Consider the following 20848-nt stretch of genomic DNA (forward strand, 5'->3'; position numbering starts at 1 on the left):
GAATATTTATTAGATTATAAATCTAATAGTTTTACTGCTTACCTTTGCCCAATATTGCAATTAAATTATATAAATATAACCTATTGAAATCAATTTCCCAATAATAATTTTTAAATAAATAAGATATTTGACAAAGTTTGGAGCAAATATAATAACAATTCCCGCTAATTTCCTATAAAACTATTTCTCTGAGTAGCTATTCACTGGACTATATTTTGCCCTTTTTTGCAAAATGCAGCTCTTTTCCATCTAAGAATCAAAACCTTTCATTTTCCCACGCTTGTGTCAATTAGATTCAGTTTATTTTTTTCTTTTTATATGTATATACATTTTGATTTTATTCGTTTGATATTTGTTTTTTTTGTAGTAATATTGTGCTTAAAGTTTTGCTTTTAAACGTTTTTTGTAGATTATTAATGTATGTACAATGTGATGTGTTTTGTGAATTGTTTCGTGCAGTTTACGAGGAAAGCAACTGATGTAATTAAAAATTATAAAAACTGACACTTATGAAATTACGTTTCTCACTTTCTTTTGCCACCGGTCTGTTGTTCATGTGTGTGCAGTCTGTTGTTGGTCAGGAGCACGCAATTTGGCAATTGGGGAATCCAGACGGTTCAAGCAGCGAATTTGCCTTGTCCCCGAATGGATATAAGAAATTTCTGGAACATGATTTTGGTTATGAAGACAATGCATTTATCATCGGTCAATCTTCTTTAACAAGGGATTTACCCTATGTATTGCCCGGTCCGGCCAATGAATGGGGGGGGACTGGAGGAACCTCTGGTCTGAGAACACATTTTTTTAATCTATACTATGTGTTAAACAATAGTATAAAAAATGGTCAGTGCACACTCCAGGTTAAATTAGCAAATAGTGACCCTAAAAATAGACCTACGCTACAGATCGCAATCAATGGCAAGCCCTATAATTTTGAGGTGGAGCGGGGAGCAGGAAATGGTGAGCCGCTAGAGAATCCTTTAAAATCTGGAAATTCTACGATAAATATAACATTACCAGCTGATCTCATTAAGAAAGGAGGAAATCAGATTACCATGACTGTCATAAAGGGAGGTTGGGTTGAATTTGATTCCTTTAAACTGCTGGGTTCACAGCAAGTAAAGTTAATAGCTAATCGCTCTGTAATTGTTAAAAATGTACAGCAAGCTGATTTTGAGATCCTAAGTGCAGGGAAACCCGTCCAAAATATGCTGGTTGATCTCTTGAAATTGAAAGATGATGAACAGTTGAAAGTAGTCTTAGATGGAAAGAAAATTTATGAGAAAACACTTGAAAAAGGTACAGCGAAACTTGAAATACCAATGCCTTATGTCGCTAAGGATATATGGAGTAAGTATGAAATTTATAGTAATGGGCAATTAATACAGTCATCAACAATCAAGCGGGGCCCAAAAAGACTAGGTGGAGTTTCAGATTATGTGAACACGATGATGGGTGCAGCACATTCCAGATGGATGATAGCCCCGGGACCGTGGATGCCTTTTGGCATGGTAAAGATAAGTCCAGATAACCAAAATATTGGCTGGCAGGCTGGTTATGAGCCTTCTATCGAATCTATTGGTACTTTTAGCCATATTCACGAATGGACAATGGCTGGATTGGGAACATTTCCGACAGCAGGTCAATTGAAAACTCGGGTCGGAGATCAGTACAGTACAAATTCAGGATATCGATCAGCAATAGATAAAACCAGCGAAAAGGCTCCATTGGGATATTATGCTGTTCATCTCCTTGATCACGATATCGATGTAAAATTGACGGCTGGTACACGTTCCAGCTTTCAACAATATACCTATCATAAGTCGGACACAGGACGTATTATGATTGATCTTAAAGTTAACGGAGAATATGATTATAAAATTAAAGATTTCTCGCTGAAAAAGGTTTCTGACTATAAGGTTGTAGGATACAGTAATCAATTATCTGAAAACGTTTGGTCCACGGATGCAAAACAGGATTATGTCGTATTCTTTGTGATGGAGTTTGATAAACCGATAAAAAACTATGGTACATGGCATAATGATAAGATAACAGAACGGACCGATTTGGTCGCCGATAGTGCTCAATTTGCGGGAATGTACGTGGAATTTGATGTGCACAAAGATAAGGCTGTACAACTGCGCACGGGGATTTCCTATGTGAGCTTAGCCAATGCAGAGGAGAATTTAAAAACGGAATTGTCGGAGCCATTCGGATGGTCCATTGATCGGGTCGTGGAAAATCAACATAAAGTTTGGGATGAACTTTTAGGTAGATTGGAGATAAAGTCTTCAGACTATTTTGAAAAAGAGAAATTCTATACCAATATGTATCGCACTTTGGCAAGCCGAAACACATTTAGTGATGTGAATGGTCAATGGAGGTCTTCGGATGAAGTGATACGAACTTTAACCCATAAAGGGGATCTCGCCTTAGGCTGTGATGCTTTCTGGAATACCTTTTGGAATTTAAATCAGTTTTGGAATCTGGTTACACCGGAATGGTCCAGTAAATGGGTTAGATCGCAACTTGCGATGTATGACGCAAATGGCTGGCTGGCGAAAGGGCCGGCTGGAATGGAGTATATACCCGTCATGGTTGCTGAACATGAAATACCGTTAATTGTTGGGGCATACCAGATGGGGATTAGAGACTACGATACTGAAAAGGCATTTGAAGCTGTTAAAAAAATGCAGACAACGAGTCCATTGAAATTTGAAGGTGGTTTTGCGGGTAATAGGGATTTGGATGTCTATTTAAAATATAAGTACGTTCCCTATGATGTGGGCCGGTTTTCAAATTCAATGGAATATAGTTTTGACGATTGGACAGTTGGGCAGTTTGCAAAATCGCTAGGAAAAGAGCAGGAGTATCGCTATTTCAATGATCGCGGAAACTGGTGGAAAAATGCGATAGATGTCAGTAGCGGATATGCTCGGATGAAGGATTCAAAAGGAGAATGGTATAAAGATTTTGACCCTTTTAAATCGGGAGCTAACCATCATTATGTCGAAGGAAATGCATGGCAATTGACCTTTTTTGTGCCACAGGATATTCCTGGACTAGCTAAAATGATCGGCCAGGATGTGTTTTTAAAACGATTGGAATGGGGATTTCCAGAAAGTGAAAAATGGCGCTATAATGGCCCTAATGATCAATATTGGGATTATCCTGTTGTTCAGGGAAATCAGCAATCAATGCATTTTGCCTATATTTTTAATTGGTTGAATAAGCCCTGGTTGACACAAAAATGGAGCCGCTCCATAGGTGAGCGCTATTATGGCCAAGGGGTTTCGAATGCTTATCTCGGCGATGAAGACCAGGGGCAAATGAGTGCTTGGTATATCATGAATGCTATTGGTTTATTTCAGATAGATGGCGGAACAAGGGTCAAACCAATTTATGAAATAGGAAGCCCACTCTTTGAGGAGGTTAAGATTAGATTGGATGGTAAATATGGAAGAGGTAAACAGTTTATTATCAAAGCGAAAAATGCAAATAAGAAAAATATGTATGTACAACGCGCAACATTAAATGGAAAACCCCTCAATACCTTTTACTTTGATGCTTCTGAACTTCTAAAGGGAGGAGAGCTCGTCTTAGAAATGGGAGCCAGCCCTAATAAGCAATGGGGATTGTACCAATAAAAGATATATTTTATTGCCGCACCATACTTAGGGCGAGTTGAAGTATAGTAAGGATGTGTTAAAGTTTGGTTAAACTAAGAGGTCTGATATAAGAAACTGCCTTCGGACGGCGTTATATCTGTAGTTTCATAATTTAGGTTAATAATTGGTTAGTTAGTAAAAGCCTGAAGTTCCCCACTTCAGGCTTTTGTTGTTATTGGTTATCATAAATCTCTTTGCTTAACATTTTTAGTTTTGCTAAATCCTATTAACAAACGTAAAATCATCGATATAACCACTTATAAGATTTGTAAATCTTTGCGATTATCTGTAGTATTGTAGGTACACGCTAAAATGCGCGGCCTATGGTGTTTGCTTGAATGAAAGCAATTAACAATGTCGTCTATCAAGATTATATGATCAAATCTATTCGTTTTTTACTTTTAGGATTATTTCTTTGGGAGAACGTTTCTGCCCAAAAGCTTCCTACTGACTATGTCAACCCGTTTATCGGTACCAGCAATTATGGAACAACTAATCCGGGAGCTCAGGTTCCCAACGGCTTGATGAATGTTTCTCCGTTTAATGTAATGGGATCATCACTTAATGCATTTGATAAGGATGCAAGATGGTGGTCTACTCCCTATGAACATAGCAACAGTTATTTTACAGGTTTTTCTCATGTTAATTTAAGTGGGGTAGGATGTCCAGACATGGGAAGTCTGTTGTTGATGCCAACCTCAGGGAAATTAGAGGTTGATTATCATCAATACGGAAGTACCTATACGCAGGAGGTTGCCCACCCCGGGTATTATAGCAATGTGTTAAAGAAATACGGTATCAAGACCGAAGTTTCAGCAACAACCCGTGTAGGTGTTTCTAAATTTACTTTTCCAAAAGGACAGGCAAATATCCTGCTTAATTTGGGCGAAGGTTTAACAAATGAAACGGGAGCAACAGTTCGTTATGTAAGTGATACCGAAATAGAAGGATCTAAGTTGCTGGGCTCTTTCTGTTACACGAACAATCAGGCTGTTTACCCGATCTTCTTTGTTATGCGGGTCAATAAAAAACCGTCAAAAAGAGGATATTGGAAATTCCAGCGTGCCGGAGAAAAATGGGAAAACGATTGGAATAAAGATGCCGGAAAATATAAAATTTTTACGGACTATACCGATCAGCTTTCCGGCGATGATCTTGGCGCATATTTTAGTTTTGATGTCAAAGAAAATGAAAGCTTAGAAGTACAGCTTGCCGTATCATTTGTGAGCGTTGAGAACGCACGTAAAAATCTAGATGCTGAACAAGCAGACTTTAGCTTTGAAAAAACACAAAAGCACGCAGCTTCGCTTTGGAACAATGCATTGTCAAAGATACAGGTAGAAGGCGGTACCGAGGACCAAAAAACAGTGTTCTATACAGCATTATATCATGCTATGATTCATCCAAATATCTTGCAGGATGTAAACGGAGAGTATCCTGCCATGGAAAGTCGGAAGACACTTGTTGCAGATCACAATCGTTACACCGTGTTTTCGCTATGGGATACGTACCGAAATGTTCAGCCTTTAATGTCGCTGGTTTATCCCGATAAGCAGGTGGGCATGATACGTTCCATGATCGATATTTATAAGGAAAGTGGTTGGATGCCCAAATGGGAGTTGTATAGCCGAGAAAGCTATACCATGGATGGCGATCCGGCAGTTCCAGTGATCGTTGACGCATGGATGAAAGGCATTCGGGATTTTGACGTTAATACAGCTTATGAAGCGTTTCTGAAATCGGCAACGACTACGGATTCCACGAATAAAATTAGACCAGACAATGCGGACTATGTGAAGTTTGGGTATGTTCCACTGCGCGATTCATTCGATAATTCGGTATCTCATGCCATAGAATATTATGTTGCAGATTGGAACATAGCCCAATTGGCCGGTTCATTGGGGAAAACCAAAGACGCTCAGCTTTTTGCTAAGCGAGCACAGGGATATAAACATTATTATTCTTCGGAGTATGGGACTTTCAGACCTATTCTTCCTAACGGCGAGTTTTTAAGTCCATTTAGCCCATTGATGGGCGCCAATTTTGAACCTAATCATGGTTTCCATGAAGGTAACGCTTGGAACTATAGCTTTGCCATACCATTTGATATACCTGGTTTGGTGAAATTGATGGGCGGAAAGCAAAAATTTGTGGATAGACTGCAGGCAACGTTTGATAAAGGGTATTTTGATGTTACCAACGAACCAGATATGCTGTATCCACATGTGTTTTCAGAAATCAAAGGAGAAGAATGGCGTACCCAAAAGCTGGTCAAAGAAATTTTAGAAAAGCATTTTACGAACAGCCCAGGGGGTATACCGGGAAATGACGATACGGGAACAATGTCTACATGGGCTTTAATGAACATGATTGGAATCTATCCTTTTTGTCCAGGTAGACCTGATTATACAGTTGTAACACCGGTATTCGACAAAGTGACCATCCAACTCGATAAGAAATATTATCCAAACGGGGACAAAGTGACGATAAGACGTCAAAAAGTGGGTGCTGGTGATTATATCAAAAAGATCGTTATCGATGGAAAACCATTCAATGGATTTAAAATCAACCATCAGACTTTGGTCAATAGTAAGGATATTCTAATCGTTACTGGAAATAGATAATTAGGCAAACTAAATTGAAAAACTGATCTACACGATGAAATATATTAATTATGCGGTCTGTGCAGGCCTTTTGTCCTTAATTGGTTGCGCTTCACTAAAAAATTCCGATGAGACTTCTTATGCAGGGTATGTAAATCCTTTTATCGGAACGGATTTTACGGGCAATACATATCCTGGAGCACAATCACCTTTTGGGATGGTACAGCTCAGCCCAGATAATGGGCTGCCTGGCTGGGACCGTATTTCCGGATACTTTTATCCCGACAGTACGATTTCTGGTTTTAGCCATACACATTTAAGTGGAACCGGGGCTGGCGACTTGTACGACATATCTTTTATGCCGGTTACCTTACCTTATCATGAAGCCGCGGCTCCCTTAGGTATACATTCCAAATTTTCGCATAAAAACGAAAAGGCTCACGCCGGATACTATCAGGTAAAACTTACTGATTACGATATAAATGTGGAGCTGACAGCAACGGCACGCTGCGGTATTCAACGTTATACGTTTCCAAAAGCCGAGTCTGCGGTATTTTTAGACTTAAAGAAAGCAATGAATTGGGATGCTACCACGGATTCACACATCGAAGTGGTTGATTCTGTCACTATTCGTGGTTATCGTTTTTCGGAGGGCTGGGCAAGGGGCCAACGCGTTTATTTTGAAACTCGGTTTTCTAAGCCTTTTATGGCCGTTCATATCGATAGTTCAGCAATATTATCCAGCGCTGATACAACGGCAAAAAGTGCAAAACGAATTGGTACTGCATTCAAAGCACGTTTTGATTTCAAGACAGCAGCTGGAGAACAAGTGACTTTAAGTACGGCCCTTTCGGGTGTTAGTATGGAAGGCGCTTCCAAGAACTTAAAAGCAGAAGCTCCAAAAGATGATTTTGATTATTATTTAAAGGCGGCAGAGCAAAATTGGAATCATGAATTGGGTAGGGTAGCGATCGAGACCAAAGACAAAGAGGAGCAGGTTAAGTTCTATACAGCGTTATATCATTCCATGTTAGCGCCGACGATTTTCGGTGATGTTGATGGTGCGTATATGGGGGCTGACCGGAAGGTACATCAGGCCGAAGGTTGGACTAATTATAGCACATTCTCACTTTGGGACACTTATAGAGCTTCGCATCCGTTATTTACCTATATCGACCCTAGTCGAGTAAATGATATGATTAAGTCCTTCATAGCCTTTTATGAACAGCACGGCCGATTGCCGGTATGGAATATTTACGGGAGTGAAACGGATATGATGATTGGGAATCATGCAATTCCTGTCATTGTAGATGCATATTTAAAAGGAATCGGTGATTTTGATGCATCAAAAGCGTTAGAAGCCTGTGTTGCCACAGCTAATATTGACAATTACCGGGGTATAGGTCTGTATAAAAAACTAGGCTATGTGCCTTATGATGTCAAAGATGAATACAATGCCGAAAACTGGTCCCTATCAAGAACACTTGAATACGCCTATGACGATCATTGCATCGCAATGATGGCCGATAAGATGGGAAAGAAAGAGATTGCGGGAACATTTTTTGCAAGAGCTCAAAATTATAAAAATGTGTATAATCCGGCTACTTCATTTATGCAACCTCGAGATAGCCATGGTAAATTTATTACTCCATTTGATGCGGAGGAATATAGTGCCCATATTTGTGAAAGTAATGCATGGCAATATTTTTGGTCTGTACAACATGATATCCCTGGATTGATTAAACTTGTTGGCGGACAAGAGCGCTTTGGACAGAAGTTAGATAGCATGTTTACATTTCATCCTTCTGACACCAGCAAACTGCCAATTTTTAGTACAGGAATGATTGGGCAATATGCACACGGTAACGAGCCGAGCCATCATGCACTCTATTTATTTAATGCGGTTGGACAGCCCTGGAAAACGCAGCAATATGCGGCAGAGGTAATGAACAAACTTTACTTGAATACACCTTCGGGATTAAGTGGAAATGATGACTGCGGGCAGATGTCGGCTTGGTATGTGTTCAGCTCATTGGGATTTTATCCTGTAGATCCCATCAGTGGAAAATACGAAATCGGTACACCTTTATTTGAAAAAGCTGAATTGAAGTTGTCCAATGGAAAGAAATTTACTGTGAAAGCTAATCATGTCAGTAAATCTAATATTTATATACAATCCATTACGATCGATGGTAAGTCTCTTGAAACAAGTTATATTACACATGAACAAATTATGTCTGGAGCGACATTGGTGCTAGAAATGGGCGAAAAACCGGGACCGGTATGGTACAAAAATAGATAGGTCTATAGGTAAATGGAGTTTCTTATGTGAAACTCCCAAATAATTAAGAGAAGCCTCCAAATGAATATTTAATCGTTTTGGAGGCTTTTTATTTGTCGGCAGAATCAAGCTTTTATAGACAAGCTTTTGTAGAAGTAAGTCGTGCTACACAATGTTCCATTCGGGAAGAGGGCATAATTTGGGATATCTCCGACTATCGTCCAGCCACATTTTTGATACATGATATAAGCCGGGCTATCGGTCACTGTATCTAGTACCAATAGTGTCTTATTTAGATCAATGGCTATATTTTCAATGTGTTGAAGTAGATTTTGTGCAATGCCCATTCTTCGAAAGTCGGTATGGACTAACATTTTGGCTACATCTGCGCGATGTGTTTGATTTGATGGGAGGTCGATTTGCAGTTGAACAGTTCCAGCGATTCGATGCGTAAACGCATCTTTTGCAATAATCAATATTGTTTTCTGCTGCTTGACCTTGTTCAGTACTTCAGTCCAAAATTTTTTTGCCTGCTCAATTGTTAGATCTTCCATAAAACCTACCGATGCACCTCCTTGGACAATATTAAAAGTCAGCTCTACTAGTTCAGAAATTAAGTTAATGCTAGATTCTTTGACTTCTTCAATGACAAAATCTGTATGGGAAATAGGTGAGGAACTCATGTGTTTGATTGAGGACGAGATATAGAAAAGGAATTGATCGCGATGTTATGTAAGAAAAGACATTCTGGTAACGATAGGCTTGGCTCTTCTGGTGAGAATCATATTTAAGAATCGTTACTCGTTGCGGGTGAAGGCATAATAGATGACGTATAACCAACCTAGTATTCCATGAATTAGAGCCCAAAGTATAGATTTGTTACGATCCCATGAGGTGACAACGGCAATTACGGAACCTAGTCCAATACCCGATTGTGTGATCGTCTGTGTCGTTGATTTACTGATCTCTTGACCAAATACGATATCCGCGAGTAAAATAAAGAATACGAATAATGAGAGGTGTTTCATGATGACTTTATTGAGCTCCTCTTATTTTGAGTTCTTCATTGATTTCTTTTATTCTTTTAAAATTCAGAATAACAATGGGAGATAAGGCGAAAGGAATGGCCATCAGTGCACTGAATCCTTTGCTAATTGAGGTATAAATTCCCATGCCTAATAGGATAAAAAGCATGGTTGTGAGCATCCAAGTAATTACCAGAGCAGTTTTTTTGTTGGTTTGAAGCTCTTCGTCAGTCATTCCGTTTAAAGGTCTATTATTCATATTTCGGTGGTTTATAGTCTCTAAGTTCCGTAATTCTTTTTAAGAAACAAAGTATTCTGCCTTAAATGACGTGTGAATCTTGTTAAATATAGCTTTTTTTTCTGTTTTTTAAAAAAGGAATAATTAAATGGCTAAAATAGTCGGTTTCCAAGGACCTTTTTCTTAATAATACAGCATAAGGTGATTTTTATGGATTCCGTTTTTTAAAAGAGCAACCTTTTCATCTTTCATGGTAACGAACAGTTTGTGCAAAGTAGGTATAAGCGTATTGTTTTGAGCAAGTAGATTGTGCGGAAAATAACGAATCTTAAAACAAAGACCACGAATATTAAACGAGGCGGAAAGACTGTTTTAAAAAGCTGTTATTTGTAAAAAAAATCAAGAAATGAGAATGCTAGCTTTAATCTTTATGATATTTACTATGTGTTCCTGTAGGGGTAATTTGGAGTCGGGGTACAACGAGAAAATGGCGAAGCTCTTTCATAGCTGTCGAGAAAAAATGGATGAGAGCTATGGAAAATTGCTGGAAGGGGAATATGATGTCGATAAATCAGACTATTCCTATCACATGAAATTGAATGAGGCACGCGCTTTGAGTAGCTACATAAAGGGAATAAAATGCGAAGCCTCTCAATTGAAATACAGTAAAACTGCCGAAAGTTTTCACATCGCTACAGTTGGTTATATGACCGAGATCGTTGATGGATATGGTGTTTTATTAATTAAATATATTGATGAACAGAAAAAGGGGGATCGAAAAAGTCTGTTGCGGGAGATTACTGATGAAAAAGAAAAAATTGCCGCCTTAGCTGAGTCATGTTTAGGATATCAAATAGCCTTCTTGAATCAAGCTGGAATAAAAGTAGATAGTCAAACAGGAAAGTAGTTGAAATATATTTTAATTTTATAACAATGTTAACACTAAAAAATAAGTGGTATTTGCTTATCATTTTACCCATGATGGCATTGTCCTGTAAGAGCAAAATAGCTGCACATCAGTCAATCCCCCCGTATTCATTAGCTGATACTGTGAAACCCGATTGGTATCGCGAATACTATGGTCAGGTTGTGATGATCGACAATGATTTTGTGACTCAGAAAAATGGCAGTTATTTAATAGATCTTCCTTTGCAGATCGTTCCAGATTCCACTTACGTTTTCTTTTTGAGTACTAGAATTCCAGTGGATTTACTAAAGCGGTCAACTGAATTCTATCCCGATCTTCAACATTTTGTACTGATTGTCCCCGATTGGAGGTATTATGATGAGGTTGCCAAAGAAGCCTCGAAAAACGGAATGTGTATAGAACCTGCGACGACCAATTTTTATTATTCCATAAAAAGAGAGGATGGCGGGGTTAAAGTCGACAGCATCCGGCTTTCTGGTGAAGATAACGCGAGGTTCGATTTTGTTAAACCAATTTCCCCAAAAGACATGCTTACCGTTTATCGAAAAGAAAGTTACGGATCGGTTTGTTGCCCGCGTGACCCCAAATGGGATAACGTCGATAAAGATGAGCTCTTTCTACGTGATTTTGAACACCGCAGTCACCTGAATGTGACCAAAGGGAGGTATGTGCAGATGGAAGGGAAAGAAGGCGAAAAAAGTATCTATTATACCTTACCAGGATTATCTTCAGCACAGCGATTACAATTTTTAGTAGATAAATATGCGCAATGGATTGTCAATAAAGATATGGCGGCAAGGACGTTTATGCCACAGTTATTTACACCGCAAATTGTACCTATGGTAACCGAAGGTTTTAACAAAATGAAAGAATTACCATAAAGTTAGCGATACCGCAATTTGGATGTTTCCGGAACAATATGTTGTTTTTTGGTGGAGATAAAGCTATTCTGTTAGCTTTATCTCGAACATTTTATCCCAGTTTTTACCGGTAACAAAGAAAGTGTTTGATCTTTTATTGTAGGCGATACCATTTAATACATCTAAATCCACATGTTGTGTTACATGTTCACGTAATTTAGATAGATCGACTAAAGCTTCCACTGTACCAGTTTTAGGGTCGATCCGTCCAATGACATCCTCCATAAAGAAATTTGCATAGATTTTTCCTTTTACCCATTCCATTTCATTGATTTGATCCACCATGGCTGTGTTCGTTGCTGCACGGATATAGTCCATTTTTGAGAAGTCATTTGGATTAAGCGTATAGATATAATCAGAACCATTGGACATGTATAAGTTTTTACCGTCAGAAGTTAAACCCCAGCCTTCCATTGGCTGAAAGTAAGGAAGTGTCTTAATAACAGAGAGACTGTTTATATCGTATAGGTAAGCTAGATTATTTTTATAAGTCAATTGATATAATTTTCCATTTAGTACGGTGGCACCTTCGCCAAAAATTGAATCATCCAATTCAATTTTTTTGGTGGGTTGACCCGTTTTTGGATTAACAATACGAACACTCGATTTACCCTTATTTCCGCTTGGACCAACCCCATTCCCGGTACTTTCGATCAAATTATCCCCGTAAAACTCCAATCCTTGTGTGAAAGCTTTAATATCATGGGGGTAAATATTCACAATGCTATAGCTTAGCAAAAGTGGAGGGGTGGAAGCGAATAGATCTATATTGACTGAATTTTCTTCTCGTTTTCCATCGCTAAATATGACAGCTTTAATAATCTGCTTGCCAAATTTCTCCTGTTTTAATGAAAAATGGAAAGGTTCATTTCCGATTACTTGACCAATCTTTTTATCGTTTATAGTGTAAATAACAGAGTCTATTTTGGACGTTTTTTCGCTACCCATCTTTAAGATCAGATCCTCGCCCTGCGTATAGCTCTGTTTAATGTTGTCAAAGGTAAATGTCGGATTTTCATCGGCATATTCGGGCTGAGAGCTTGAAGTTGTATTGTTACTTTTATTTCCGGTACAACTGCCCAAAATGGTGCCAATTACGAAACAAATGAGGTAAGATTTTTTGTGCATTGATAGAGGGTGCTTGATTAATTATCCGCTAATAAACTAGAAAACGAGTTGATTATAAATAGCTGTTGCTGTAATACTCGTTTCTCAAACTTAGATAAATTGTTTTTTATATGCAATTCAATTGCTGATCAATACAAAAGATAATTTGTCTGTGAAAGAAAAAAATGAACAATTACATGCTAGCCGATTGTTATAAAGGTATGGAAAGATTATATTTTACTGGAACGAGCGGTATCCTTTTGCCTTACAAGAATAAAAGCTACTATCCTGAGGAGTTTCAGGATAAAAGTCGATTGGCTGTATATAGCTTATTATTTAATTCATTGGAAGTAAACAGTTCTTTTTATAAAATCCCCAGAGAAGAAACCGTCAGAAGATGGTCCGAAGAAACGACCGATAATTTTCGTTTTACGTTTAAACTATGGAAAGGAATTACACATCAAAAAGAACTCAAATTTGATCCACAGGATGTCGCCAGATTTCTATCCGTTATTGACGCTGTCGGCCAAAAGAAAGGGTGTTTGCTCATACAATTACCACCATCTTTTAAATTTGCTTCTATTGGATTGCTTGCTGAATTGCTAGATTGTATTGCTCAGGACAAGAGAAGTGAAGGATGGGCGATCTGTGTAGAATTTAGGCATCCCGTTTGGTATAGGGAAGAAACTTCTGAACTTTTAAAATCATATAATATGAATCTGGTTATTCATGATAAGAATATGCAAGGTATGCGTCTTCAATACGCAGATGCAAATGCAAACATAATCTATATGCGATTCCATGGCCCAAATGGTGACTATAAGGGAAGCTATACGGACGACATATTGTTTGAATACAGCACCTATATTAACGACTGGATTGCAGAGGGAAAAGAAGTCTATACTTATTTTAATAATACAATCGGAGCGGCACTGTCTAATCTGAATACATTAGCCAAGTATATCACAGCGAGCAAAATATTTCCTGCTTAAAAAGTCTCTTTTTTAAAGTGCACTGCCACGGATATATTCAGTTCCCATGTAGCCGTCCCAGCCTTCATGTTCACGCATAATCCGCTGATAAGCTGCGGTCAATGCCCCAACCTTCGTAAATAAGGGAATACCTCTCCGGATGCAGTCGTGATCAGCGTAAGTCCCGGCATTATCGTACCATTGTAGCCACGCAAGTAATTCTTGTCTCTTCATAAGCGTTAATCTATCGAATAGCGTCTTATCTTTTAAGCTCATAAGCTGATAACGCCAATCCTTGCGATGCGATTCCATGGCTAGAATTTTTGGAAGCTGATGCGCTATGATCTGTTTAATAAGAGATTCCATAATTTGAAATTTTAGTTGTTAAAGATGAGTTGTGCATGCGCATTCGAAAAGTCATTATAGCTTCTTTTCATGTGGATGCGCAGGATTTCTTTATGTATATACGCGACAGCCTTTAATTTGGAAAGCTGCTGCACGCCATTTTCAATACATTTGCGATCTGTATAGTTTCCTTTTGGATCATGCCATTGCAGCCAATCAAGGAGTATTTCTCTTTCTAGTTTCTCGAGTCTCTGATGTAAGCCGACTAATTCACTTTCCCGAAGTTGTTCGCGCCAGTCAGACCAGATCGGACCTGACACTATACCTCGCTTCTCTTTAAATTTGTTTTCCATGTTTTACGTCGAATTTGAAGATCTAAAATTTGTTAGATGACTAGCTTACTGATAATAGCATTACCAAGTTTACTTTTCATAAATAGCTCAATTTGTTTCAGCAATTCTGGACTTACTTCGGGAACTCTTTCTAAATCTCGTATAAACCACTTCTGAATGACAGGCGTTTGTTTGGAACGTTGGTCAAATTTAACCACTTCAGCCCGTGATGATTTTCCAGCAGGATCGTAATATGACCACAATACAATGAAAATCGTATTTGGATCTTCATCGGGATAGGGAGTATGAAAGCGAACGATGTCACCCACGTGTAATTCCTTATTGTCATATGCTGCGCTGTGTTCCATAAAAAGCGTTGTCTAAAACTGATATTCAAATATACTAAAAATATTAGTATTAAAAATTTTTTGCTAAAAATTTTATACTTTATCTAAGATGCCGTTGTTTTTATAGTTGGGGGCATGTCTTAGTGATTTGTGCTTTTACTTCGATTTTATTGTTCTTATGGGGTTGAATTTCAATATCTTATCTTGTGGGTAGAAAAGGCAGACAAATATAAAGGGGAACTATTCGAAGGGAATATTGTTAAGGCTGCGCATGGGGATAATACCTAGGTAAAAAGTAGATGCGTTAGCGCGAGTTTTATGCTTCAGAACTTCACTTGTTGTAACATTCTTCTCAAAATTTCGGTAATTTGACCTTAAAGACATAATATGGCAACTCTACCTTATCAACTCCCTTATTCCATTGTTGGTCTTTAAAGAGCTGTGCACAAGAGAAATAAAGGTATCCATCTCCGCTGATGCCCATAGAATCGGGCCATAGTATTCGGGAGTCCCGTACCAGGGTATTCACATTTCCATCAGGATTTAAATATTTAATACTATAGTCTATTGACGATGTTAGGTAAATATTTCCATCAATGTCTGCTAGTAAGCCATGCGTGATTCCGACTTCTCCTTTGTCTTTCACTTTTGCCTCCAATTCTTGATCCGTCAGCCTTTTGTTTGCTAAAAATTCTGTTGCAATACAATACAGATGGGTTTGATTGATCGGTTTGAAATATAAATATTTAAAGTCGTGACTCAATGCTATGCTATTCACGTTGGAAGAAAAAGGCTTTCCATTTTCATTGCGCATTTCAATTCCATTATAGCTTAATATTACATCAGGATCAGCCAGCGTAAAACGGCTTCCAGTTAAAGCCTTTCTAGTCTGTCCAGTTTTAAGGTCTAAAATAATGATGGCCGCTTGGCCGGGATCGGAGAGATAGGCTAAATTTCGCTTGTGGTCAATGCGCATATCATTTAGACCTGATTTGGTTTTATCAAGGTCGTCGAAACGATAAATATGCTCAATTTTATTTTTTTTTGTATCGATTTTTAACAATTTAAATTGGCCTTGAGTTGATTTTTCATCTTTTCCAAAAATTGATCCGGCCGAAGATGGTTTAGAATCCAATACCCAGAGATTGTCCTCGGTATCGACAAATATATCCTGAACATTTACAAAGTGGGAATTCTCTTTTCCTTTTAAATTCCATTCTTCATTTGGATAAGGAACAGGTTTTCCATTGATGATTTCAGTAAGTGCATACTGATAATTTTTCGCTTGTTTTGGGAAGGAAACAAATAATCGATTGTTGGAGGTAACGCTCACACCGATCGGACGGTACGGACCTAAGGCTGCTGCGACTTCCAGTTTCGAGGCTGTAGTATTATTGACTTGTGCCAGCATAGTGAGAAAAAAGATGTGACAGAATAAAAAACTTAATATGAGCCGTGTTCGCATATTCTTGTTATAATTTAACCTAACTATATTGCTTTTGACTGTTCCCACTAAGTAATAAAGGGGGGGGGTTAGCTTCATAGAGAGACCGCGCTCTCATAGAAGAACCTTCTATTCTCAATTATTGTTTGTCCTTTTCTCCAAATAATACTTTTTTACACTGCTCAGCATATCGTACGACTAATGCCGATACGAATCCACTTGGATTTAATTTTCTGAGCGACTAGAAAAGTTGGGATTGGTCTCGGTGATTAAAAAGGGGGTGATTTACGAACAAATTTCTTGCAAGAGCTTTTCAATCTCCTGTGCATGTGTAACTGTCATAAAATGTCCCGCACCCTTAATGATAAAGTTGGGCTTTACATTTTTGATGGGGATAATACGATCGCTACTACCGTGTATATGAATTAAATTGTCCGGAACCGAATTGTTTTTCCATTGTAGAATTTGATGTATTGCCCAGGCTATAAAGATTGGATCTGTATCCTTTAGGATTTGTTTCAGCAGTAAAGAATCTTCTTTGCAGCGTATACCAAAAAAATAATCCGACAGAAAGCTATGGGTCTTGAGCAATGAATTAGGGACAAACACGTTCAGCTTGAGTCTACCCGCTAATCGATACAGTACGGGTAATTCATACCTTCCTTTGGCCGAAGCTAGCAGAATAACTCGTTGAACAGTTATAATTTTGGCAATTTCCATTGCAAGCATTCCTCCGAAAGAAAGCCCAATGAGGATGGGTTGCTCTGCGGTAATTTTAGTCGATATTCTTTTTGCATAAATAGATAGTGGTTCATTGCGGCTTGGTGTAATCCAATCCAGATAGGTTATATCAAGCGAGCCAAAGTCTATCTTGCTGAATACACGTTGATCTACACCCAAACCGCTGATGACATATATTTTGGTTGCGGTGATTTTCATTTAATCAAGTGTTTGTATCCATTTGTGGAGACAAGTTACTGAATTATCGCTATAAAACAGGGGCAAAAAATTGATTTTCGAATCAATTTTTTGCCCCTGTTTTATAATATTGAATAACGTAATTTTAATCCACCTAATCGCGCGAGCTTACTAAGATAAGCTCGCCAAGCTCTTAGCTTCAAAAGTCGATAATTCGTTGTATTTTTCGGCCTTTACTTTCTTCACCCAATTCGGGTCTTGCAAGATCGCCCTGCCTACAGCTACAAGGTCAAAATCGCCACGTTCATAACGACGGACAAGTTCGTCCAGTGAAGCGGGAGAGGACTTGAACTCAGAATTTGTAAATACTTCACCAAAGTCTTTGTCAAGACCCACAGATCCAACCGTGATTGTGGGCTGTCCTGAAATCTTTTTGAGCCATCCAGCAAAATTTAAGTCACTGCCTTCAAATTCTGGCTCCCAATAACGACGTTGGCTTCCATGAAAAATGTCGACACCGGCATCCGTCAATGGTAGGATCCAATCTTCCATCGCTGCAGGGGTAGGGGCAAGCTTGGCTGTATAGTCCTGCTGTTTCCATTGTGATAAACGTAGAATAATTACAAAATCAGGTCCAACCGCTTTTCGCATTGCTTTTACGACCTCAACAGCGAATTTAGAACGCTCCTTAATTGTTTTTCCACCAAATTCGTCTGTTCTGTGGTTCATTCCTTCCCAGAAAAATTGGTCGATCAGATAACCATGTGCTCCATGGATTTCAAAAGCATCAAAACCGAGGTCTTTTGCAGATTTAGCAGCGTCAGCGTAAGCCTGTATTGTGGCCTCTATATCCGCTAATGTCATTGTATCTGGGCTTTCAAACGCAGCAGGCGGAGTCCATTGCATAGGGGTATAACCAACATGCCATAGTTGAGGGGCTATTTTTCCTCCTTTTTCGTGCACAGTATCGACGATATTTTTCCAGCCGCCCAATGCTTGGTCACCGTAAAAGTTTGGAATATCCTTTAAATTCTTTGATGAAGGTCTTTCAATAACTGTACCTTCCGTCAAAATTAAACCAACATCTCCCGCGGCACGACGCTCGTAATAACCCGCTACAGCGCTGTCGGGAATCCCATCCTTAGAAAATGCTCGCGTCATGGGCGCCATTACAAAGCGGTTTTTGAGTGTTAAATTTTTATACTCAAATGGATTAAAAAGTGTTTGTATGCTCATTTTTCTTGTTTTAAATCGTGAATCTTCACAAAGATATTTTAAATAGTGTATATTTGTAACTATTATTGGTATAAACTAGTTACCTTTGCGTAACTATTTTGAATATATTCAAATGAAAAGGACTGAATTTAAAAGTTGTTCTTGCGCGATGCAGCGTTCTATGGCAATTTTAGGTACCCGATGGAAGCCTGTGATTATCTATACTTTGCGCGATCGAAAAGCCCGATTCGGCCAATTGGATGCGCTTATCGAAAACATTTCTCGGAAAGTCTTGACGAGTTCATTAAAAGAATTAGAAGAGGATGGTGTTATTTTAAGAGAAGAGTACAGGGAGCTCCCACCACGCGTAGAGTATTCCTTGACAGAAAAAGGCAAGGCATTAATACCTATTATGTGCCAATTGGCAAAATGGAATGAAGCCTACTATCAAGAGCCTGCATCACCAGAATTGATCGCGTAGAAATTACAATCTAAATACATAGATCTTGCGTAGTATTTACGCTGATCGCTGCCGGATGGACTAGTATCGTGTCAACCGGTTTGGCCTGTACGTTTTCTATCGCTTGCCAGCGCGGGATTGTTGATCACAATAAATGAAATTTTCATATTTATTTAAAATTTAAGTAATATTGAATTGTGAAAAACAAGGTAAACCAAGAATTTAGCAAGCAAGATTTTTTAAAATCTTTTCGAGAGGGCAGAAGGGATGGTTTACAGTTTCTGTACAAAACTTTCTATAGTCCAATGTGCTATTTTTTAGAAAAGATGAATCTTGATAAAGGTACCATCGAAGAAATAGTGCAGGATGTATTTTTAAAGCTTTGGGAGCGCCGGATTGATTTTGATCATGTTGAATCAATCCGAGGTTTTCTCTACACAAGTTGTAGAAACGCTGCTTTGAACAGGATTCAACAAGAGAATAGAATTCAACAAAAAAACAGTTTTTATACGTCACAAGTTGATCTGGTCGATTTACCGATCAGTCATCAAATGATCTATATGGAAACGCTTCGAACGATCCATGATGCCATTGATACGCTGCCTGAGCAGTGTAAGCAAGTGATGCGTAAGTTGATTGTTGAAGATCTAAGCCCACAGGAGGCAGCGATTTCCTTAGGACTAACCACTAGTACAATCTACAATCAAAAGAAAAGGGGAATTGAACTTTTGAGATTAAGACTCAAGCCTGACCAGTTTTTTTGCCTACTTTTGCTTTTACTCTATTATTAGAAAATTTATACTTCTGATATATAGGTTTTTGTAAAAATATCTACCATCTCTTTAGAGAAACGAAATCAAAATATTGTTTTAAGTATATAGAGCAATATGAAGCAAATACCCCAACATATCATTTATTTACTGAGCAAATCCAAGCTGGAAGGATTGCGCGATGACGAAAAATTGCAGTTGGACTTATGGAGGTCCGAAACGGATGCAAATAAGGGGCTATGCGATCTCATTGACAACAAAGATCAAATGCAAGCGGATTTAGACGGGATAGCCCGTTATGATTGGGAGGAATCATTTGCCCTCTTTGAACAAGATTACCTCAATACCTCATACACTAAACCTTTTTATAAACGCTTGTGGTCTTACGGTATTGCAGCAGTACTGATTGGATTATTGGTGTTATTTTTTATCCATAATCTTTCGGATACGGTATATCAGGAGACTCCGGATAAAGATATTCAACCCGCTCAAATGACGGGGGTAGTTCGTCTGGGAGCTGGACATTCAATTTCGATGGTTCCAGGAGATACTTTATTATCGTTTGCTGCTCCCATGAAAAATAAATCCAGCCAGACGGATAGCTTATTCGCGACAACACCCAAAGGGGGAAAAATGACCATGGTATTACCTGATGGGACCAAGGTATGGATGAATGCCAAAACGAAGTTAGATTATTATGAAATAGATAGTATGCGGGAAGTTCGTTTAGTGGGGGAGGCTTACTTCGAAGTTGCCAAGAAACATTTGCCATGGGGAGGTGAGGTCCCAAAATTGAAACCTTTCGTGGTACAAGCAGGGAAGATCAATATCTCCGTATTGGGGACACATTTTTATGTGAAATCAACCAAGAATCTAGAAGACTTTAGAACGACATTATACGAAGGCAAAGTTCGGGTTCGACAGGGCGACAGGCAAATTATACTGTTGCCAGGGGAAGAATCTTATATCAAACTCGGGCAGATCGAACGACGAATAATTGATCTCGACGTGCGTAACGCATTGAAAGACGGATATTTTGTGTTCAATTCGGAAGCTTTAGGGGGTATAATGGATGAGTTGGCGTCTTGGTATAATGTAGATGTCGTCTATCTCGATAACCAAATAAAATCGGAAAAATTTGAAGCGATGTTGTCGCGTAACAGCAGCCTGAAAGATATCATCAACGTACTGGAGAGTACAGGGAAAATTAAGTTTAAATTTAAAGGAAAGACCATTTATGTAGACAAAACAACCTAAATGAAAAGAAGAAACCCTA

At 38.6% G+C, this 20848-nt stretch carries 19 protein-coding genes; 9 read left to right on the forward strand and 10 right to left on the reverse strand.

What is annotated here, in order from left to right:
• Positions 1–509 precede the first annotated feature (509 nt).
• From A9970_RS00600 to A9970_RS00610, 3 genes are all read left to right on the forward strand, one after another.
• Positions 510–3647 (forward strand): GH92 family glycosyl hydrolase, encoded by a 3138-nt coding sequence (locus tag A9970_RS00600; protein ID WP_182980945.1) that lies wholly within the window; start codon positions 510–512, stop codon positions 3645–3647.
• Between the two features lie 359 nt (positions 3648–4006).
• Positions 4007–6292, forward strand: coding sequence for a GH92 family glycosyl hydrolase (locus tag A9970_RS00605; RefSeq protein ID WP_220801484.1), 2286 nt, complete (start codon positions 4007–4009; stop codon positions 6290–6292).
• Positions 6293–6326: 34 nt separating this feature from the next.
• Entirely contained in the window at positions 6327–8573 is a 2247-nt protein-coding gene (locus A9970_RS00610) for a GH92 family glycosyl hydrolase (RefSeq protein WP_182980946.1), read from the forward strand.
• A gap of 104 nt (positions 8574–8677) precedes the next feature.
• Here A9970_RS00610 and A9970_RS00615 read toward each other — a convergent pair whose 3' ends face one another.
• From A9970_RS00615 to A9970_RS00625, 3 genes are all read right to left on the reverse strand, one after another.
• Positions 8678–9235, reverse strand: a complete 558-nt coding sequence (locus tag A9970_RS00615) for an N-acetyltransferase (RefSeq protein WP_182980947.1) — start codon at positions 9233–9235, stop codon at positions 8678–8680.
• 114 nt (positions 9236–9349) lie between these two features.
• Positions 9350–9580 (reverse strand): hypothetical protein, encoded by a 231-nt coding sequence (locus tag A9970_RS00620; protein ID WP_182332872.1) that lies wholly within the window; start codon positions 9578–9580, stop codon positions 9350–9352.
• Positions 9581–9587: 7 nt separating this feature from the next.
• A complete protein-coding gene (locus A9970_RS00625) occupies positions 9588–9836 on the reverse strand; it encodes a redox-active disulfide protein 2 (protein WP_088160902.1) in 249 nt (82 codons plus the stop codon).
• A 409-nt stretch (positions 9837–10245) separates the two neighbouring features.
• On the opposite strand from A9970_RS00625, the gene A9970_RS00630 reads away from it, so the two are divergent.
• Both A9970_RS00630 and A9970_RS00635 read left to right on the forward strand, forming a co-directional pair.
• Positions 10246–10722, forward strand: coding sequence for a hypothetical protein (locus tag A9970_RS00630; RefSeq protein WP_182980948.1), 477 nt, complete (start codon positions 10246–10248; stop codon positions 10720–10722).
• A 26-nt stretch (positions 10723–10748) separates the two neighbouring features.
• Positions 10749–11624, forward strand: a complete 876-nt coding sequence (locus tag A9970_RS00635; RefSeq protein ID WP_182980949.1) for a hypothetical protein — start codon at positions 10749–10751, stop codon at positions 11622–11624.
• 63 nt (positions 11625–11687) lie between these two features.
• Here the strand turns inward: A9970_RS00635 and A9970_RS00640 are convergent, their stop codons facing one another.
• Entirely contained in the window at positions 11688–12791 is a 1104-nt protein-coding gene (locus A9970_RS00640; protein ID WP_182980950.1) for a glutaminyl-peptide cyclotransferase, read from the reverse strand.
• Positions 12792–12991: 200 nt separating this feature from the next.
• Here A9970_RS00640 and A9970_RS00645 point away from each other — a divergent pair, with 200 nt between their 5' ends.
• The gene (locus A9970_RS00645; RefSeq protein WP_182980951.1) at positions 12992–13762 is read left to right on the forward strand and encodes a DUF72 domain-containing protein; all 771 of its coding nucleotides are present in this window, start codon (positions 12992–12994) and stop codon (positions 13760–13762) included.
• Positions 13763–13774: 12 nt separating this feature from the next.
• Here the strand turns inward: A9970_RS00645 and A9970_RS00650 are convergent, their stop codons facing one another.
• The 6 genes from A9970_RS00650 to A9970_RS00675 all read right to left on the reverse strand — a co-directional run bounded on the left by A9970_RS00650 (position 13775) and on the right by A9970_RS00675 (position 18363).
• Complete coding sequence (locus tag A9970_RS00650; RefSeq protein WP_182332862.1) at positions 13775–14107, reverse strand: hypothetical protein; 333 nt, start codon at positions 14105–14107, stop codon at positions 13775–13777.
• 11 nt (positions 14108–14118) lie between these two features.
• A complete protein-coding gene (locus A9970_RS00655; RefSeq protein ID WP_182332860.1) occupies positions 14119–14439 on the reverse strand; it encodes a hypothetical protein in 321 nt (106 codons plus the stop codon).
• A 32-nt stretch (positions 14440–14471) separates the two neighbouring features.
• Positions 14472–14786: a hypothetical protein gene (locus A9970_RS00660; protein WP_182980952.1), complete on the reverse strand. Its 315-nt coding sequence runs from the start codon at positions 14784–14786 to the stop codon at positions 14472–14474.
• Positions 14787–15117: 331 nt separating this feature from the next.
• Complete coding sequence (locus A9970_RS00665; protein WP_259655302.1) at positions 15118–16176, reverse strand: major royal jelly family protein; 1059 nt, start codon at positions 16174–16176, stop codon at positions 15118–15120.
• Between the two features lie 318 nt (positions 16177–16494).
• Positions 16495–17148 carry an alpha/beta hydrolase gene (locus A9970_RS00670; protein WP_182980954.1) on the reverse strand — a complete coding sequence of 218 codons (654 nt, stop codon included), beginning with the start codon at positions 17146–17148 and terminating at the stop codon, positions 16495–16497.
• A gap of 150 nt (positions 17149–17298) precedes the next feature.
• On the reverse strand, positions 17299–18363 hold the full coding sequence (locus A9970_RS00675; protein ID WP_182980955.1) for an NADH:flavin oxidoreductase: 1065 nt from the start codon (positions 18361–18363) through the stop codon (positions 17299–17301).
• A 112-nt stretch (positions 18364–18475) separates the two neighbouring features.
• Here A9970_RS00675 and A9970_RS00680 point away from each other — a divergent pair, with 112 nt between their 5' ends.
• From A9970_RS00680 to A9970_RS00690, 3 genes are all read left to right on the forward strand, one after another.
• Positions 18476–18823 (forward strand): helix-turn-helix domain-containing protein, encoded by a 348-nt coding sequence (locus A9970_RS00680; protein WP_220801485.1) that lies wholly within the window; start codon positions 18476–18478, stop codon positions 18821–18823.
• A gap of 176 nt (positions 18824–18999) precedes the next feature.
• Positions 19000–19593, forward strand: coding sequence for an RNA polymerase sigma factor (locus A9970_RS00685; RefSeq protein WP_182980956.1), 594 nt, complete (start codon positions 19000–19002; stop codon positions 19591–19593).
• 96 nt (positions 19594–19689) lie between these two features.
• A complete protein-coding gene (locus tag A9970_RS00690) occupies positions 19690–20829 on the forward strand; it encodes a FecR family protein (RefSeq protein WP_182980957.1) in 1140 nt (379 codons plus the stop codon).
• The last annotated feature ends 19 nt before the right edge of the window (positions 20830–20848 follow it).

This window comes from Sphingobacterium sp. UME9 (assembly GCF_014170215.1).
In the GTDB taxonomy this organism is placed as follows: Bacteria; Bacteroidota; Bacteroidia; order Sphingobacteriales; family Sphingobacteriaceae; genus Sphingobacterium; species Sphingobacterium paramultivorum.

Coding starts and splice junctions, on each gene's coding strand:
- A9970_RS00600 (WP_182980945.1), top strand. CDS start 510: ATGAAATTACGTTTCTCACTTTCTTTTGCCACCGGTCTGTTGTTCATG.
- A9970_RS00605 (WP_220801484.1), top strand. CDS start 4,007: ATGAAAGCAATTAACAATGTCGTCTATCAAGATTATATGATCAAATCT.
- A9970_RS00610 (WP_182980946.1), top strand. CDS start 6,327: ATGAAATATATTAATTATGCGGTCTGTGCAGGCCTTTTGTCCTTAATT.
- A9970_RS00615 (WP_182980947.1), bottom strand. CDS start 9,235: ATGAGTTCCTCACCTATTTCCCATACAGATTTTGTCATTGAAGAAGTC.
- A9970_RS00620 (WP_182332872.1), bottom strand. CDS start 9,580: ATGAAACACCTCTCATTATTCGTATTCTTTATTTTACTCGCGGATATC.
- A9970_RS00625 (WP_088160902.1), bottom strand. CDS start 9,836: ATGAATAATAGACCTTTAAACGGAATGACTGACGAAGAGCTTCAAACC.
- A9970_RS00630 (WP_182980948.1), top strand. CDS start 10,246: ATGATATTTACTATGTGTTCCTGTAGGGGTAATTTGGAGTCGGGGTAC.
- A9970_RS00635 (WP_182980949.1), top strand. CDS start 10,749: ATGTTAACACTAAAAAATAAGTGGTATTTGCTTATCATTTTACCCATG.
- A9970_RS00640 (WP_182980950.1), bottom strand. CDS start 12,791: ATGCACAAAAAATCTTACCTCATTTGTTTCGTAATTGGCACCATTTTG.
- A9970_RS00645 (WP_182980951.1), top strand. CDS start 12,992: ATGGAAAGATTATATTTTACTGGAACGAGCGGTATCCTTTTGCCTTAC.
- A9970_RS00650 (WP_182332862.1), bottom strand. CDS start 14,107: ATGGAATCTCTTATTAAACAGATCATAGCGCATCAGCTTCCAAAAATT.
- A9970_RS00655 (WP_182332860.1), bottom strand. CDS start 14,439: ATGGAAAACAAATTTAAAGAGAAGCGAGGTATAGTGTCAGGTCCGATC.
- A9970_RS00660 (WP_182980952.1), bottom strand. CDS start 14,786: ATGGAACACAGCGCAGCATATGACAATAAGGAATTACACGTGGGTGAC.
- A9970_RS00665 (WP_259655302.1), bottom strand. CDS start 16,176: ATGCTGGCACAAGTCAATAATACTACAGCCTCGAAACTGGAAGTCGCA.
- A9970_RS00670 (WP_182980954.1), bottom strand. CDS start 17,148: ATGAAAATCACCGCAACCAAAATATATGTCATCAGCGGTTTGGGTGTA.
- A9970_RS00675 (WP_182980955.1), bottom strand. CDS start 18,363: ATGAGCATACAAACACTTTTTAATCCATTTGAGTATAAAAATTTAACA.
- A9970_RS00680 (WP_220801485.1), top strand. CDS start 18,476: ATGAAAAGGACTGAATTTAAAAGTTGTTCTTGCGCGATGCAGCGTTCT.
- A9970_RS00690 (WP_182980957.1), top strand. CDS start 19,690: ATGAAGCAAATACCCCAACATATCATTTATTTACTGAGCAAATCCAAG.